At 46.9% G+C, this 14,741-nt stretch carries 17 protein-coding genes; 16 read left to right on the forward strand and 1 reads right to left on the reverse strand.

What is annotated here, in order from left to right:
- Window positions 1-38 precede the first annotated feature (38 nt).
- The 10 genes from fur (at window position 39) to ADM98_RS07295 (ending at window position 8,510) form a co-directional block, all read left to right on the forward strand.
- On the forward strand, window positions 39-521 hold the full coding sequence (fur, locus tag ADM98_RS07250; protein WP_023467675.1) for a ferric iron uptake transcriptional regulator: 483 nt from the start codon (window positions 39-41) through the stop codon (window positions 519-521).
- A gap of 124 nt (window positions 522-645) precedes the next feature.
- On the forward strand, window positions 646-1,530 hold the full coding sequence (xerD, locus tag ADM98_RS07255; RefSeq protein ID WP_053452885.1) for a site-specific tyrosine recombinase XerD: 885 nt from the start codon (window positions 646-648) through the stop codon (window positions 1,528-1,530).
- Between the two features lie 117 nt (window positions 1,531-1,647).
- Complete coding sequence (deoB, locus tag ADM98_RS07260) at window positions 1,648-2,820, forward strand: phosphopentomutase (RefSeq protein ID WP_053452886.1); 1,173 nt, start codon at window positions 1,648-1,650, stop codon at window positions 2,818-2,820.
- 18 nt (window positions 2,821-2,838) lie between these two features.
- Window positions 2,839-3,651 (forward strand): purine-nucleoside phosphorylase, encoded by an 813-nt coding sequence (locus tag ADM98_RS07265; protein ID WP_029341181.1) that lies wholly within the window; start codon window positions 2,839-2,841, stop codon window positions 3,649-3,651.
- 47 nt (window positions 3,652-3,698) lie between these two features.
- On the forward strand, window positions 3,699-5,000 hold the full coding sequence (locus ADM98_RS07270; RefSeq protein WP_053452887.1) for a pyrimidine-nucleoside phosphorylase: 1,302 nt from the start codon (window positions 3,699-3,701) through the stop codon (window positions 4,998-5,000).
- A 104-nt stretch (window positions 5,001-5,104) separates the two neighbouring features.
- Window positions 5,105-5,755 (forward strand): hypothetical protein, encoded by a 651-nt coding sequence (locus tag ADM98_RS07275; protein ID WP_053452888.1) that lies wholly within the window; start codon window positions 5,105-5,107, stop codon window positions 5,753-5,755.
- A gap of 83 nt (window positions 5,756-5,838) precedes the next feature.
- Window positions 5,839-6,843, forward strand: coding sequence for a S66 family peptidase (locus ADM98_RS07280; RefSeq protein WP_053452889.1), 1,005 nt, complete (start codon window positions 5,839-5,841; stop codon window positions 6,841-6,843).
- 103 nt (window positions 6,844-6,946) lie between these two features.
- A complete protein-coding gene (locus ADM98_RS07285) occupies window positions 6,947-7,384 on the forward strand; it encodes a peptidylprolyl isomerase (protein WP_053452890.1) in 438 nt (145 codons plus the stop codon).
- A gap of 97 nt (window positions 7,385-7,481) precedes the next feature.
- On the forward strand, window positions 7,482-8,009 hold the full coding sequence (locus tag ADM98_RS07290; protein ID WP_053452891.1) for a type 1 glutamine amidotransferase domain-containing protein: 528 nt from the start codon (window positions 7,482-7,484) through the stop codon (window positions 8,007-8,009).
- A 174-nt stretch (window positions 8,010-8,183) separates the two neighbouring features.
- Window positions 8,184-8,510 (forward strand): GNAT family N-acetyltransferase, encoded by a 327-nt coding sequence (locus ADM98_RS07295; RefSeq protein WP_235147629.1) that lies wholly within the window; start codon window positions 8,184-8,186, stop codon window positions 8,508-8,510.
- A 17-nt stretch (window positions 8,511-8,527) separates the two neighbouring features.
- On the opposite strand, the gene ADM98_RS07300 is transcribed toward ADM98_RS07295, so the two are convergent.
- Window positions 8,528-8,992, reverse strand: coding sequence for a DUF309 domain-containing protein (locus ADM98_RS07300; protein ID WP_053452892.1), 465 nt, complete (start codon window positions 8,990-8,992; stop codon window positions 8,528-8,530).
- A 92-nt stretch (window positions 8,993-9,084) separates the two neighbouring features.
- Between ADM98_RS07300 and ADM98_RS07305 the strand changes: the two genes are divergently transcribed.
- From ADM98_RS07305 to ccsB, 6 genes are all read left to right on the forward strand, one after another.
- Entirely contained in the window at window positions 9,085-9,840 is a 756-nt protein-coding gene (locus ADM98_RS07305; RefSeq protein ID WP_023467686.1) for a segregation/condensation protein A, read from the forward strand.
- Window positions 9,830-10,402 (forward strand): SMC-Scp complex subunit ScpB, encoded by a 573-nt coding sequence (scpB, locus tag ADM98_RS07310; protein ID WP_053452893.1) that lies wholly within the window; start codon window positions 9,830-9,832, stop codon window positions 10,400-10,402. Before ADM98_RS07305 ends, scpB begins: the two co-directional genes overlap by 11 nt.
- Window positions 10,402-11,163, forward strand: a complete 762-nt coding sequence (locus tag ADM98_RS07315; protein ID WP_053452894.1) for a pseudouridine synthase — start codon at window positions 10,402-10,404, stop codon at window positions 11,161-11,163. Before scpB ends, ADM98_RS07315 begins: the two co-directional genes overlap by 1 nt.
- Window positions 11,164-11,289: 126 nt before the next feature.
- The gene (locus ADM98_RS07320; RefSeq protein WP_053452895.1) at window positions 11,290-11,880 is read left to right on the forward strand and encodes a redoxin domain-containing protein; all 591 of its coding nucleotides are present in this window, start codon (window positions 11,290-11,292) and stop codon (window positions 11,878-11,880) included.
- Between the two features lie 22 nt (window positions 11,881-11,902).
- Window positions 11,903-13,450 carry a cytochrome c biogenesis protein ResB gene (gene resB, locus ADM98_RS07325; RefSeq protein ID WP_053452896.1) on the forward strand — a complete coding sequence of 516 codons (1,548 nt, stop codon included), beginning with the start codon at window positions 11,903-11,905 and terminating at the stop codon, window positions 13,448-13,450.
- Window positions 13,447-14,613 carry a c-type cytochrome biogenesis protein CcsB gene (gene ccsB, locus ADM98_RS07330; RefSeq protein WP_053452897.1) on the forward strand — a complete coding sequence of 389 codons (1,167 nt, stop codon included), beginning with the start codon at window positions 13,447-13,449 and terminating at the stop codon, window positions 14,611-14,613. Before resB ends, ccsB begins: the two co-directional genes overlap by 4 nt.
- Window positions 14,614-14,741: the final 128 nt, after the last annotated feature.

Here is a 14,741-nt window from a genome sequence, read left to right on the forward strand (position 1 = left end):
ATGATAATAGCATCAGTTCGAACAAAGGGGGCGTTATGATGGAAAGTCGTGTAGAACGCATCAAAAAACAGCTAAGCGGTAAAGGATATAAGCTGACTCCCCAACGTGAAGCGACTGTGCGTGTCCTGCTCGAACATGAGTCGGATCACCTCAGTGCCGAAAATGTCTTTCTCCTTGTAAAAGAAAAGAACTCCGACATCGGACTTGCGACGGTTTACCGGACGCTCGAATTATTGACGGAGCTCGAAGTCGTCGACAAGGTCAACTTCGGAGATGGCGTATCCCGGTTTGATTTACGACAAGAAGGTGCGAGTCATTCGCATCACCATCTCGTCTGTATCGAATGCGGATCCGTCGAAGAGATTTTAGACGATATGCTTGAAGAAGTAGAGAAAGAAATCGTGTCCCGATTCCACTTTAAAATTAAGGATCATCGCTTGACATTCCATGGCGTCTGCCGTGTCTGCCAAGAGCGTCACGCTCGGGAAGCGTTGGAACAATCACAAACACAAACAGTCTGACCGTCCGACAAAATTCGGATGGTTTTTCTTTTTCAATTTTTATAGGTCAGACCTCTTCACAACGGTTTACACCTTTGATATGATGGGAAAGTAAGCGATTTCGTAAACGAAGAGGATGAGTTCAGTGCGTGAACAACTGGAAGCATTTATCAACTATTTAGTGATTGAACGGCAAATGTCCGCGAATACGGCAGCTGCGTATCGAAATGATTTAAATCAATACTTACAGACGCTTGAAACAGCGGAGGTTTCCTCGTTCGAACAGGTTCACCGACATCATATCGTCGACCATATTGAACGATTGCTTGAAGCACGAAAGTCACGATCGACGGTTCGTCGGGCGACAAGCTCAATTCGTTCGTTCCATCAATATTTGGTCGAAGAGAGACTTGCGACGCATGATCCGTCTCGTCATCTTGATTTACCGAAACCGGAGAAAAAATTGCCCGTCGTCTGGAGTCAAACGGACGTCGAACGCTTGCTTGATTCGGTCGTCGGTGTCGATCCGCTTACGCGACGAGATGCAGCAATGCTTGAGCTTCTTTATGGAACAGGGATGCGCGTCAGCGAACTCCTCCAATTGAAGTTAAACGATTTGCAACTCGAACTAGGGTACCTGTCATGTCTCGGGAAAGGGAACAAGTCCCGTATCATCCCGATGAGTACGACAGCGATTGAAAACGTACGGGTATATCTCGATCTCGCGCGCAACAGTATCGGTGGTCAACAGACGGACGACGTCTTCTTGAACAGTCGCGGCGATCGTTTGTCACGACAAGGTTTTTGGAAGATGATCAAGCGACGGGCAAAGGAAGCCGGTATCGAGAAAGACATCACGCCGCACGTCCTGCGTCATTCGTTCGCGACACATCTGCTTGAGAACGGTGCAGACTTACGTGTCGTGCAAGAGATGCTTGGGCACGCCGATTTGTCGACGACACAAATGTATACACACGTCAACAAGGCACGACTCCATGACGTGTATAAGAAGCATCATCCACGGGCATGATGGTTCTATCTTTTAAAGGTCTGACTTCAGACAAATGATGCGTTTTGTCTAGTCCCTTTACGGGAAAAATCGTAACGGGAATCGCACAACTACAGCTCGTAATAGGAGGAACTGCAAATGGCTCAATCATTTAAACGTGTATTTTTAGTTGTCATGGACTCCGTAGGAATCGGAGAAGCACCGGACGCTGAACAATTCGGAGATCTTGGTTCACATACGCTCGGTCACATCGCGCGAGAGCGTAACGGATTACAGATGCCGAATATGGCAAAACTCGGTCTATCGCATATCGAACCGATCGAAGGCGTTTCGGCTGAAGAAGCACCGCTTGCGGCATACGGAAAAATGCAGGAAGTATCTGCAGGGAAAGATACGATGACAGGACACTGGGAGATCATGGGACTGCGGATCGATACACCATTCCGTGTCTTTGAGAAATTCCCGGATGATTTGATTCATCGTTTAGAAGAGTTCTCAGGACGGAAGATCATCGGGAATAAGCCGGCTTCTGGTACGGAAATCTTAGACGAACTTGGACAAGAACATGTCGAGACGGGCGCATTGATCGTCTATACGTCGGCAGACTCCGTCCTTCAGATTGCAGCACACGAAGAAGTCGTTCCACTAGAGGAACTGTACCGGATTTGTGAATATGCACGCGACATCACGCGAGATGACCCGTACATGCTCGGACGCATCATTGCACGCCCATTCCTTGGTGAAGCAGGTGCGTGGGTACGGACAGCGAACCGTCACGACTATGCACTCAAACCATTCGACCGGACGGTCATGAATGAGCTCGAGACAGCAGGACTTGATGTTATCTCGCTCGGTAAGATCGCTGATATCTATGATGGAGAAGGTGTCACGGATGCGATTCGGACGAAATCGAACATGGACGGGATGGATCAACTCGTGACGCAACTCGATCGTGAGTTCAACGGACTCTGCTTCTTGAATCTCGTCGATTTCGATGCGTTGTTCGGACACCGTCGTGATCCACAAGGATACGGACAAGCGCTCGAAGAGTTCGATGCCCGTCTACCGGAAGTATTTGATCGTTTAAACGAAGACGATCTCTTGATCATCACGGCTGACCACGGAAACGATCCGGTTCACGCTGGAACGGACCATACGCGGGAATACGTACCGTTGCTTGCTTATCACAAGAACGGTGTCGCAAAATCGCTTGGTATCCGTGAGACGTTCGCTGATCTTGGGGCAACGGTTGCAGAAAACTTCGGCGTCAAAATGCCGGCACATGGAACAAGCTTTTTAACAGAACTATAATTCGAGGGAGCGATTCAGATGACAGTCAACTGGAATGAAACACGTTCATTTTTAGAAAGCAAAATGCAGGCAAAACCGGAAATCGGATTGATTCTCGGTTCAGGACTTGGTGTCCTCGCGGATGAGATTGAAAACCCAATCGCGATTCCATACCATGAAATCCCGAACTTCCCGGTTTCAACAGTCGAAGGACACGCTGGACAACTCGTCTTCGGAACACTCGAAGGAAAACAAGTCGTTGCGATGCAAGGACGATTCCACTTCTATGAAGGATACTCGATGGATATGGTGACGTTCCCAGTACGCGTCATGAAAGCGATTGGTGTTGAAACGTTGATCGTCACGAACGCAGCCGGTGCATGTAACGAAGCATTCGAACCAGGTGATTTGATGTTGATCACGGATCACATCAACTTCTTCGGTACGAATCCGTTGATTGGTAAGAACGTCGACGAGATGGGACCACGTTTCCCTGACATGTCGAAGCCGTACGATGCGGAATTACTTCGTCTCGCACAAGAAACAGCGGACGAACTCGGTATTCGTGTCCGCCAAGGTGTCTACTTCGGAAACACAGGTCCAACGTATGAGACACCAGCAGAAGTCAAGATGGCGCGGATGCTTGGAGGAGACGTCGTCGGTATGTCGACGGTCCCTGAAGTCATCGTTGCCCGTCATTCAGATATGCGCGTCCTTGGGATTTCGTGTGTCTCGAACATGGCAGCAGGTATTCTCGATCAACCGTTACATCATGATGAAGTCATCGAAACGACAGAACGTGTCCGGGCACACTTCCTATCACTCGTTCGCGGTTCGATTAAAAAAATGTAACGACTGTTTTTAAAACTCACAAACCATTCCTGAGGAGGAACTAGATTATGCGTATGGTAGATTTGATTGCAACAAAACGAGACGGTGGCGAACTCGCAACAGCTGATATTCAAGCAATGGTAGAAGGATTCACGAATGGTGAAATTCCAGATTATCAAATGTCAGCGATGTCGATGGCGATTTTCTATCAAGGAATGTCAGATCGTGAAATCGCTGATTTGACGATGGCGATGGTCAACTCGGGTGACGTGATCGACCTTTCACGTATCCACGGGAAAAAAGTCGACAAACACTCAACAGGCGGTGTTGGTGATAAAATCAGTCTGATTGTTGCACCACTCGTTGCGTCAATCGGCATTCCGGTGGCGAAGATGAGCGGTCGTGGACTCGGTCACACTGGTGGAACAATCGACAAACTTGAAGCGTTCCCTGGTTTTGACGTTGAACTTTCAGAAGAAGCATTCGTCTCACAAGTCAACGACATCAAGATGGCGATCATCGGTCAAACAGGTAACTTGACGCCTGCAGACAAAAAACTCTACGCGCTTCGTGATGTTACGGCGACAGTAAACTCGATCCCATTGATTGCAAGTTCAATCATGTCGAAAAAAATCGCAGCAGGAGCAGATAGTATCGTACTCGACGTTAAGACGGGTTCTGGTGCTTTCATGAAATCGTTTGAAGATGCAAAAGCACTCGCGACAGAGATGGTCTCAATCGGTAAGAGTGTCAATCGTAAGACAGTTGCTGTCATTACGGACATGGATCAGCCGCTCGGCTTTGAAATCGGAAACGCAAATGAAGTCAAGGAAGCGATTGAAGTCCTTCAAGGGAAAGATGTCCGTGACTTGAAAGTCATCGCATTGACGATTGCTTCACACATGGCAGTCCTCGGTGAGTTCTACCCGACGTTCGATGAAGCATATGCGGATCTCGAAACACGTCTCGGTAACGGCGCAGCACTTGACGTCTTCAAGAAGTTCATCGCAGCTCAAGGTGGCGACGCTTCACTCGTTGACGACATGACAAAAGCACTTGAAACAAAATACGAAAAAACATTCGTCGCTTCAAAAGCGGGTTACGTCTCTGAAATCATCGCTGACGAAGTCGGTGTTGCAGCAATGATCCTCGGTGCAGGACGCGCGACGAAAGCAGATGAGATCGATCACGCAGCAAGCGTCACGTTACACAAAAAAGTCGGCGATCGTGTCGAAATCGGCGATGTCATCGCTACGCTTCGTTCAAACAAAGAAACGCTCGACCAAGCAATCGAAAAAATGGATCACGCGTATCACATCAGTGAAACGAAACCGGAAGCACGTCCGCTCGTTCACGCTGTCATCCAGTAATCCATCCGATAAGTAATATCTGAGTAGTGGACTTCGTCCGCTACTCTTTTTTTGTGATAAAATCAAAAGTGTAAAAATATGGATATGAGCAGAGGGGCGATCGTATGAAACGTTGGTTCATCGTAATTGCTAGTCTAGTTGGAGTCATCGGATGTGGAATGGTCATACTGGTCTTTGCCTTTTGGCAAAGTACGAATCCAGACGCAGAAAAAGAGACGAAAATAAAAAACGAAGCTAATATTTACTTAAAAAAGCAGAAGTACCTTTCAGAAGCGCAAGTGACCGGTAGTGTTTACGATAGTATGGGGAATTTTTCATTTGACTATGCAGCACAAGCTGTTGACAAGAAAACGAATACAGAGTTTTTAATCTATCAGACTGAAGAGTCGGGTACATTCGTTGATTCGTATCATGCGTCACTTTGGGAAGATCAGTTAGAACAACGTATCATGCCGCCTACGCTTGAAAATACTGATGATGAATTAGACGTACACGTTTTATATGATAACGAAGAGGTCCAGCAACTTGGTGACGCGCGTTTTGATCCGAACGCTTATTTACGTGCTGAAGTGGCACCGACAATCTTAATTGATGTCCATCGTAAACGACATGAACAGGACAAAACACGAATTAAAGAGTGGGTGAAGTCGTTGCGTGAACAAAAAATCCTTCGGCATATGACGGTCAAGGTAGACTATGTTTCAAAAAAGGGTGAATTACTGGAGAACGGAAATTCGTTATTCGTGACGTTATAAAGTGAACTGAAAAAGCGGGAGTGTGCGCTTTTTGTTCGATTTGTTATACTGGAAATACTTGTAATGAAAAAGGGGGAACTTTCATGAAACCACCACGTCTACGAAAAGGGGATAAGATTGCTATCGTCTCACCTGCGTCTGCAGTTGCGGCATACGTGCCACGTCGTCTCGCACGCGGTATCGCGACACTTGAAAAAATGGGGTTCGAGGTCGTCTTGATGCCGAATGCAACAGCTGTCCATAGTCATACGGCAGGAACGATCGGCGAACGTCTGCAGGACTTACATATGGCGTTTGCCGACCCAACAATCAAGGCAATCATCTCAACGATCGGTGGGTTTAACTCGCACCAGTTGCTCGACGAACTTGATTATGAGTTGATTCGGAACAACCCGAAGATTTTCGTCGGATTCAGTGACATCACAGCGCTGTTTGCTGGCATCTATCAGAAGACGGGACTGACAACTTTCGTTGGACCAGCGCTACTGACACAGTTCGGTCAATTCGATGGTCTTGATCCGTATACGGAAGAGTCGTTTAATCGTACGTTCATGCAGACGGAACCAATCGGTCGGATCGAAGCGTCTGAAGAGTGGACGGACGAAATCTTACGCTGGGATGTCGCGGACGACCGAAGACGAGAGCATCACCCGAATGCAGGATACACGATCGTCAAGACGGGCGTCGCAGAAGGACCGATTTTAACGGGGAACACGGGAACACTTTTGCTGCTTGCTGGAACACCATACTTGCCATCATTTGATGGTGTCGTCTTGATGCTTGAGGATGACGAGAGTGAGACGCCGGAAACAATCGACCGGTATTTCACGCAATTACGACACATGGGTGCATATGACAAGATTGCAGCACTTGTCGTTGGACGTTTCCCGCGCAAAGTCGATTTTGATCCCGATTTTCCGCTCAAAGACATTATTCTGCGCGCAACGCGTGGCTATGATTTCCCAATCATTCTTGATGCAGACTTCGGACATACGGATCCTGTTGCGACACTTGCGAATGGAGTACGGATTCATGTCGAAGCGACGGATTCGGTCACACTCGATATTTTAGAAGCGGCCGTCGAGTAAAAAGGTCTGCACGACGTCCTGAAATTTGGTACACTGTACCATGGAATCACGATCTTGAATCGTGACGAATCTCTTGCTGAAAAGCACGAAAGGTTGGTCAAACATGCAAAAAACTGGTCATATCTTATTAGAAGATGGAAATAAAATCGAATTCGAATTGTTCAACAATGAAGCACCGATCACGACTGAAAACTTCGAAAGCCTTGCAAACTCGAACTTCTACGATGGATTAAACTTCCACCGTGTCATCCCAGGCTTCGTCTCACAAGGCGGATGCCCAATCGGAAACGGTACAGGCGGTTCAGGAAAAACAATTCCTTGCGAAACGTCAACATCGTACCCACACAAACACAAAGCCGGTTCACTCTCGATGGCACACGCTGGTCGCGATACAGGATCAAGCCAGTTCTTCATCGTACATGAGCCACAACCGCATCTCGATGGCGTACACACGGTCTTCGGACAAGTGACTTCAGGTCTCGAACATGCACAAAAAATGAAGCAAGGCGCTGGCATCAAAGAAATCCGCGTCGAAGCGTAAGTTCTTGCTCCTCTTCGAACGTTCGAAGAGGAGTTTTTCTTTTTTTAGATCCGGGTACAATCAGTAAGGGAAGTTAACTCGAAAAGGAGTGTTCGTCATGCGTTTAGAAGGAAAACGAATCATCCAAGTCGTCAGCAATGACTTCGAGGATTTGGAATTATGGTATCCTGTCCATCGCTTACGTGAAGAAGGGGCAATCGTCGACATCGTCGGTGAGAAGGCGGATGAGACATATATTGGGAAGTACGGTGTTCCGATCAAATCGAATAAGACGTTTGACGAGATCAATCCAGCCGAATACGATGCGATCCTTGTTCCGGGTGGTTGGTCGCCCGATCTATTACGTCGCTTTGACTCTGTCCTGAATATGGTCCGGCATTTTAATCAGAACAAACAACCGATCGGTCAAATTTGTCATGCTGGTTGGGTGCTGATCTCTGCAGGCATCTTAAAAGGTGTCAACGTCACGAGTACGCCAGGGATCAAAGATGATATGACGAATGCTGGCGCTATTTGGCATGACGAGGCAGTCGTCGTTGACGGACATATCGTCTCGAGCCGTCGTCCGCCCGATTTACCGGACTACATGCGTGCCTTCATCCAAGTGATGGAAGAACAAGCATGATTCAGATGCAGGGGGACGTCAGGTGACGGACTCCTGCATTTTGGGTGGATTATGAAAAAAATGCAGTAATTCTGTGTGAGAAGGTGTAGAATGAATGAGTCTCAGTCGTTCATACTCCTGAGAGTTGTTGAAATTAGGAAGGTGTAGAATCACATGCTAGTAAAATATAAGAAGTTGAATGAACGGACCGCGATGGGGCTGATTGCCTTCTCGTGCGAAGTGAAGGATCCGAAGTATTTGCTTGAAACGGTTCAAGCCTATGAACAGGAAGAAGACCAACGCTTGTATTTGTACAAACAAGATGAGGATTTCGTTGGTGTCATCGGGTTTCAATTGATGGATGGCCATGCTGAATTGAAACATATCGCATTATCACCGTCTTTCCGAGGAGAACGCATGTCGTATCTCTTACTCGATGAAGCAGCAAAGTTGCTTCGAACGGATATTACAGGTGCGACCGAAGAGACGCAACGCCTCGTCGACAAATGGAAAAATCAATAAAAAGACCGGTCCATGGCTTAGATGGACCGGTCTCTTCGGTTTTGTAGCGCTTCTTGTCGTGCCGTAACGACGTCCGTCCGGTCACGCAAGCGGTGTTTATGTGTTACGTAGTCGAGATCAGGTGCTGTCGCTTCAAGGGCAACGTTCCGAACGATATCTGGAAAAACCGGCAACGGAATATGACGGTAGACCGGATCTGTGAAGCGATCGCGATGATCGAGCAAGCGCGTGGCATCGATACCAGAAGCAATTAGTGCTGCTCGGTGGCGTTCAATTTTATCGAATGCCTTACTGTACGTCCGCTGTGCACCTGCTTGGTTACCACGTCGATGATGATAGCGGGCAACGGCGAGCTGGATTAGACCGACAAGTGCTTCATCCTGGCGTTGTCCTTCCTGCCAAACTTCTTCTAAGATTTCATGGCACTCGAAGTAATCGTGCCGGATGTTGAATTCAAATACGAATCGCTCAATCGGATTCATGGAATCACCTCTTACTTGGAATATAACATAGTCGAACCTATCAGTTGTATGGTATACTAAGGCGCAAAAAACGTTGATGGGCAGGGAGAATCATGGAATCATACAGTGTAAAGATGGATGCGTTTGAAGGCCCGCTGGACTTGCTGTTACACTTGGTTGGTAAATTAGAAATCGATATTTATGATATATCCGTTTCCATGGTGACGGATCAATATGTGTCCTATATCCGTGCAATGCAACATCTTGAATTAGATGTTGCTAGTGAATATCTTGTCATGGCAGCGACGCTGTTGCAACTCAAAAGCAAACAACTCTTGCCGATTGAACAGACGGAATACGATGAGATTCCCGATTTCGAAGAAGAACCGACACGAGAAGGTCTGATCCAACAGTTGATCGAGTATAAAGCGTATAAGGAAGCAGCCCTCGTCCTAAAAGAAAAGGAAGAGGCGCGGCTTGAACTGTTCTCGAAACAACCGGAGGATTTGATGCGTTATCTCGATACGGATGCGCAAGAGTATAATGGTACGTTATCATTAAGTGATTTATTACGCGCCTATGAAAAAATGCGCCAACGGGAAGCTTGGAAGGTACGTCGCTCGAAGACGGTCAAACGAGAAGAACGGTCGCTTGAACAACAAATGGAGTCCGTCGCTCGTTACGTCGCGACCCGGGAACGTACGACATTCTTCGGCTTTTTTGCGGAGCAACCGACAGTCGAAGAGCTGGTCGTCAGCTTCCTCGCCGTCCTAGAACTCGTGAAGCAACGTGTCATTGATTGTGAACAGATGACCGATGACATTTTGTTGCGGAGCATGGTGAAGGAGGAGAGTCAGATTGGCGTATGAACATATCATTGAGAGCCTGTTATTCGTCGTTGGTGATGATGGCATCGATCCACGTGGTCTCAGTCAAGCGTTAGAGATCAGTGAAGCGGCAGCGCGTGAGCAGTTGCTGGCTCTTCAGTCGACGTTCGAAGCAGAGCAACGTGTGCTCCAAATCGTGGAATCAGGTGGTGTCTTTAAGATGGTGACACGAAAAGAAATGTCACCGTACATTCAGGCATATGCCGGTTCGCTGGCAGAAGACTCCTTGTCTCGAGCGGCGATGGAGACACTCGTCATCATCGCCTATAAACAACCCGTCACGCGTGCCGACATCGAGGTCGTCCGTGGCGTCAAGACGGAACGCGTCATCCATACGTTAAGTGCAAAAGGTTTGATTGAAGAAGCGGGACGTGCCAAAGGCGTCGGTCGCGCAAAATTGTATAAAACGACGGATCATTTCTTGGACCATTTTGGTCTGAACAGTATTGAAGAGTTACCACCACTCGAGTTTGAAGAAACGTTTGAGTCGGATGGGGATCTCTTCTTCCGAAATGATCCTTCATTAGAGGAGAGAGTGAATTAATGGAACGGTTACAAAAAATTATCGCACAAGCAGGTGTCGCTTCGCGGCGTAAAGCAGAGGAATTGATCACAGAAGGTCGCGTCAAGGTCAATGGAAAAGTCATCACGGAGCTCGGAACGAAAGTTGGAGCGCGTGCTGAAGTGGAAGTAGACGGCGTCAAGCTTGAGCGTGAAGAGCATGTTTACTACATGCTCTATAAACCAACAGGTGTTGTTTCAACGGTTGACGACGATAAAGGACGTAAGACGGTCGTCGATCTCGTACCACCTGGACACCGTGTTTTCCCGGTCGGTCGTCTGGATTACAATACGAGCGGTCTTCTATTAATGACGAACGACGGAGAATTCTCAAATCTCTTGCTTCATCCGAAGTATAAGGTTCCAAAACGTTATATCGTCAAGATTAAAGGCGTACCGGAATACTATCACGTCAAAGGTCTAGAAAAAGGCGTCGTCCTACCGGATGGTTTTAAAACAGGTAAGGCACGTGTCGAGATGCGTGACATCGATAAGAAGAAAAACACAGCCATTCTTGAAATGGTCATTTACGAAGGGCATAACCGTCAAGTGCGTCAGATGGTCGAGACACTCGGTTCGGAAGTCTTGAAGTTGAAACGTGAACAGTTCGGCTTCTTGACACTTGCAGGTCTTACTTCTGGTGAGTGGCGTGAACTTTCAAAAAAAGAAGTCAATCAATTGCGTGAGCTAGCGGATCCAGCCGCTCCGCCTACGAAAAGACGTAAGAACACAAAAAAACGTTAATTTGTAAAGCGAGAAGCTCATCCTCCGGGTTGAGTTTTCTTTTTTTGTGACAAAACGATTAACGAATTTCACATTTTGTCAACGTTTAAGCGATTTCAAGTACAATATGGGTGGAGGCGGTAAAATATGAAAAAAACGAAACAAAATCCGGAAGAACGCTTAGCAGCGGCCCAGCAGAAAAAGAAGAAACGCTCTTTCTGGCGTCTGATGATCATGACGATGGTCTTGTTCGCCGGCGCTGTCGTCATCATGCAATTCGTCGATCAAGCGACACGTGATAAAAACGGTCGTGTCATGGCAGGCGATGATGCCCCTGGTTTCGCACTCGTCGATTTATATGGTGAGAAACAGCACTCAATGGACGAGTATAAAGGAAAAGGACTTTTACTCAATTTCTGGGGAACATTCTGTGAACCATGTAAGAAAGAGATGCCTTTGATCAATGATAACTACAAAATGATGCAAGACCAAGGTGTCAATTTCGTAGCAGTCAATGTCGGTGAAACACCAGTTCGTGTCTCAAGCTTTATTAAGGATATCGGCGGAACGGACTATCCGATCCTCATGGATACGAACAGTTCTGTTGAGAAGGCTTACGGGATATACAACTTGCCTGTGACATTCATCATCAATAAAAAAGGTGAGGTCGTCGAGAAATACGAAGGTGAGATTGATCAAGCGAAGCTCGAAGAGATGGTGAAGAAGGCGAACGAGTAACGCATCGAAGGGGGATTTAAGGATGCAGGAGCAAGAAAATTTCAAACAACTGGATATGCGTTACGAGGAAGCAGAGCTTCGGTCGAAACGTAAAAATCCATCTTGGATTGACCGGGCATGGACGTTCTTCTCGTCCGTCAAAGTTGGACTCTGGTTAATTGGTTTGATCATCATCGCGAGTGGAGTCGGAACGATTTTCCCGCAAGAGATGTATATTCCACAGGCGACACCACCGGAAGAGTTTTATCAAAAAGAGTATGGCACAGCAGGTGATATCTACTACACGTTAGGATTCCACAATCTCTTTGAATCTTGGTGGTATATCGGACTGATTACACTCTTACTCTTATCAATCATCATTGTTTCAATCGACCGCTTCTTCCCGCTCTATCGAGCATTGAAGAAACAGCCGGTCATCCAGTCGGACCGTTTCATGAACGGTCAGCGATTTGGCGCGGAAGCGACTGGAGATGTCAAAACAATTGATGCGATTGCACCATTGCTTGAGAAAAAAGGGTACAAGGTACGTCGACAAGACGGAGCACTCTTAGCTGAAAAACAACGGTTTGGACGTTGGGGTCCATACATCAATCATATTGGTCTCGTACTATTCTTTGGTGGTGCAATGTTACGAATCGTTCCAGGCATGCATGAAGATGAGCTGCTCTGGTTGCGAGAAGGAGAGACATTACCAATCGAAGCAACAGACAACACATATTACTTGAAAAACGAAGCGTTCAACATCGAGTTCTACGACCCTGAAAAGGTCGATGCGAAGTTTAAGAAATCACTTGAAGCAGCGGGCGGAAACGTGCCGAAAAACTATGACACGAAGATGACGCTGTATAAAAAAGTCGGGGAGACATCTAATTTCAAACCGAAACTCGAAGAAGTCAAAACGGGTGAGACAGCAGTCAACAAACCGTTTGAATTTGATGATTTCCAAGTCTTCCAAGAGCAATATGCAGCAGATCCGGAATTCAAGACGATGTCATTTAACATCGTCAACCAAAAGACGGATAAAGTCGTCGATACGATCAAAGTCGACTTACGTGAACCAAAAGAGACATATGCGTTAAAAGATGGTTATGAAGTCGAACTGAAAGATTTCCTTCCTGACTTCGTTGTCAAGGATGGACAACCGACGACGAACTCGGGACGTCCGGTTAATCCGGCATTCGTCTTCAGTATTAAATCACCAGAACATCCAAAAGGTGAACGTAGCTTGATTGGGATTAAACTGAACGTCGGTGGAGATGAGAACCAGTACAAGATGGCATTTGCTGGTACGGAACTCTCGAACATCTCAGGTGTCCGAATCAAGAAGGACTTGACGCTCCCGTTCTTATTTGCGGGTGGCATGATCTTTATGGTCGGTCTCTTAATTGGTATGTACTGGCCGCACCGTCGTCTCTGGTTACGAGAGAAAAATGGTCGCATTCAGATTGCTGGATTTACGAACAAAAATGCATTAGGGCTTCAAAAAGAAGCCAATCTCGCGCTGACGGAAGTTGGTCTACCAGAACTTGAGGACCGACAAAAGTTGCGGGAAGAGGGGGAAGCTAAATGAACATGCTTCAGTTGAGCAGTAATCTGCTCCTAACGTCATTCATCGTCTACCTCGTCAGTACAGGATTTTTTGCTGTGGCGACGAGTGGTAAAAAAGGACCGACACGTTCTGGTAAGATCGCTTATACGCTAGCGATCATTGGCTTCCTGGCACAGCTTGGATATTTCTTTACACGCTGGGCAGGAGCTGGACATGTTCCGGTCTCGAACTTATATGAATACACGACATTCTTTGGCATGATGATGGTTCTAGGGTTCTTGATCGTCTATGCAATTTACAAAAACAATGTCCTCGGCTTAATTGCAATGCCAGTTGCATTGCTCGTCATCGCCTATGCGTCGATGTTCCCGGATGAAGTCCAACCATTGATTCCGGCACTTCAAAGTGTCTGGCTCAAAATCCACGTTACGACAGCTGCACTCGGTGAAGGAATCCTTGCCGTCAGTTTCGCGACAGGATTGTTGTACTTGATTCACGCAACGGATTTCAGCAAAGAATCGAAAACACGGACGTGGCTTGAAGTCGTTATGTTCTCACTCGCTTGTGTCGTCGGTTATATCTTAGTCGGTCTGTTGTTCAAAGCGACGGGATCGGCTTCGACGATTGAATACGTGGCGAAAAATGGTGCAACGATGACGCACGACTATACGATGCCTGTCTTGACAGGTCCTGAAGGTGGAAAAGTACTATCGGGTTCAGGTGCCGTCATCGAATTACCGAACTTCTTGAACGCGAACAAAGTCAATACGGTTCTATGGTCAATCATTGGTGGTGTTGTCTTATACGTCCTGCTTCGTTTCGTCATCTTACGGAAACGTCTTGCTGAGAGCTTAAAGCCGATTGCACGTAAAATTGACCTTGAAACAGCAGATGAGATTAGCTACCGTTCGATTGCAATCGGTCTTCCGATTTTCATTCTTGGCGGTCTGATCTTCGCGATGATTTGGGCTCAAATGGCATGGAGTCGTTATTGGGGCTGGGACCCGAAAGAGGTTTGGGCACTCATCACGATGCTCTTCTATGTATTCTATCTCCATATGCGCATCCAGCGTGGTTGGATTGGTAAAAAATCAGCGTGGTTATGTGTCGGTGGATTTGCCGTCATCATGTTCAACCTCGTTTTCGTTAACCTTGTCGTAGCAGGATTACACTCTTACGCATAAGAAAAAGAAAGCAGCGGCTCTGAAAACAGTCCGCTGCTTTTTCGTATTTGTTTCATCAATATGCCTCTTTTCGGAGAAATCAGCCAGAGCAAGCCATTCTTTTCGTTTCATAGTATACTAAAAGAGTA

This window comes from Exiguobacterium sp. BMC-KP (genome assembly GCF_001275385.1).
Lineage (GTDB): Bacteria > Bacillota > Bacilli > Exiguobacteriales > Exiguobacteriaceae > Exiguobacterium_A.

Coding starts and splice junctions, on each gene's coding strand:
- ADM98_RS07305 (WP_023467686.1), top strand. CDS start 9,085: ATGGAATCATACAGTGTAAAGATGGATGCGTTTGAAGGCCCGCTGGAC.
- ADM98_RS07285 (WP_053452890.1), top strand. CDS start 6,947: ATGCAAAAAACTGGTCATATCTTATTAGAAGATGGAAATAAAATCGAA.
- ADM98_RS07270 (WP_053452887.1), top strand. CDS start 3,699: ATGCGTATGGTAGATTTGATTGCAACAAAACGAGACGGTGGCGAACTC.
- ADM98_RS07320 (WP_053452895.1), top strand. CDS start 11,290: ATGAAAAAAACGAAACAAAATCCGGAAGAACGCTTAGCAGCGGCCCAG.
- ADM98_RS07280 (WP_053452889.1), top strand. CDS start 5,839: ATGAAACCACCACGTCTACGAAAAGGGGATAAGATTGCTATCGTCTCA.
- ADM98_RS07300 (WP_053452892.1), bottom strand. CDS start 8,992: ATGAATCCGATTGAGCGATTCGTATTTGAATTCAACATCCGGCACGAT.
- ccsB (WP_053452897.1), top strand. CDS start 13,447: ATGAACATGCTTCAGTTGAGCAGTAATCTGCTCCTAACGTCATTCATC.
- fur (WP_023467675.1), top strand. CDS start 39: ATGGAAAGTCGTGTAGAACGCATCAAAAAACAGCTAAGCGGTAAAGGA.
- ADM98_RS07315 (WP_053452894.1), top strand. CDS start 10,402: ATGGAACGGTTACAAAAAATTATCGCACAAGCAGGTGTCGCTTCGCGG.
- deoB (WP_053452886.1), top strand. CDS start 1,648: ATGGCTCAATCATTTAAACGTGTATTTTTAGTTGTCATGGACTCCGTA.
- ADM98_RS07290 (WP_053452891.1), top strand. CDS start 7,482: ATGCGTTTAGAAGGAAAACGAATCATCCAAGTCGTCAGCAATGACTTC.
- resB (WP_053452896.1), top strand. CDS start 11,903: ATGCAGGAGCAAGAAAATTTCAAACAACTGGATATGCGTTACGAGGAA.
- ADM98_RS07275 (WP_053452888.1), top strand. CDS start 5,105: ATGAAACGTTGGTTCATCGTAATTGCTAGTCTAGTTGGAGTCATCGGA.
- ADM98_RS07265 (WP_029341181.1), top strand. CDS start 2,839: ATGACAGTCAACTGGAATGAAACACGTTCATTTTTAGAAAGCAAAATG.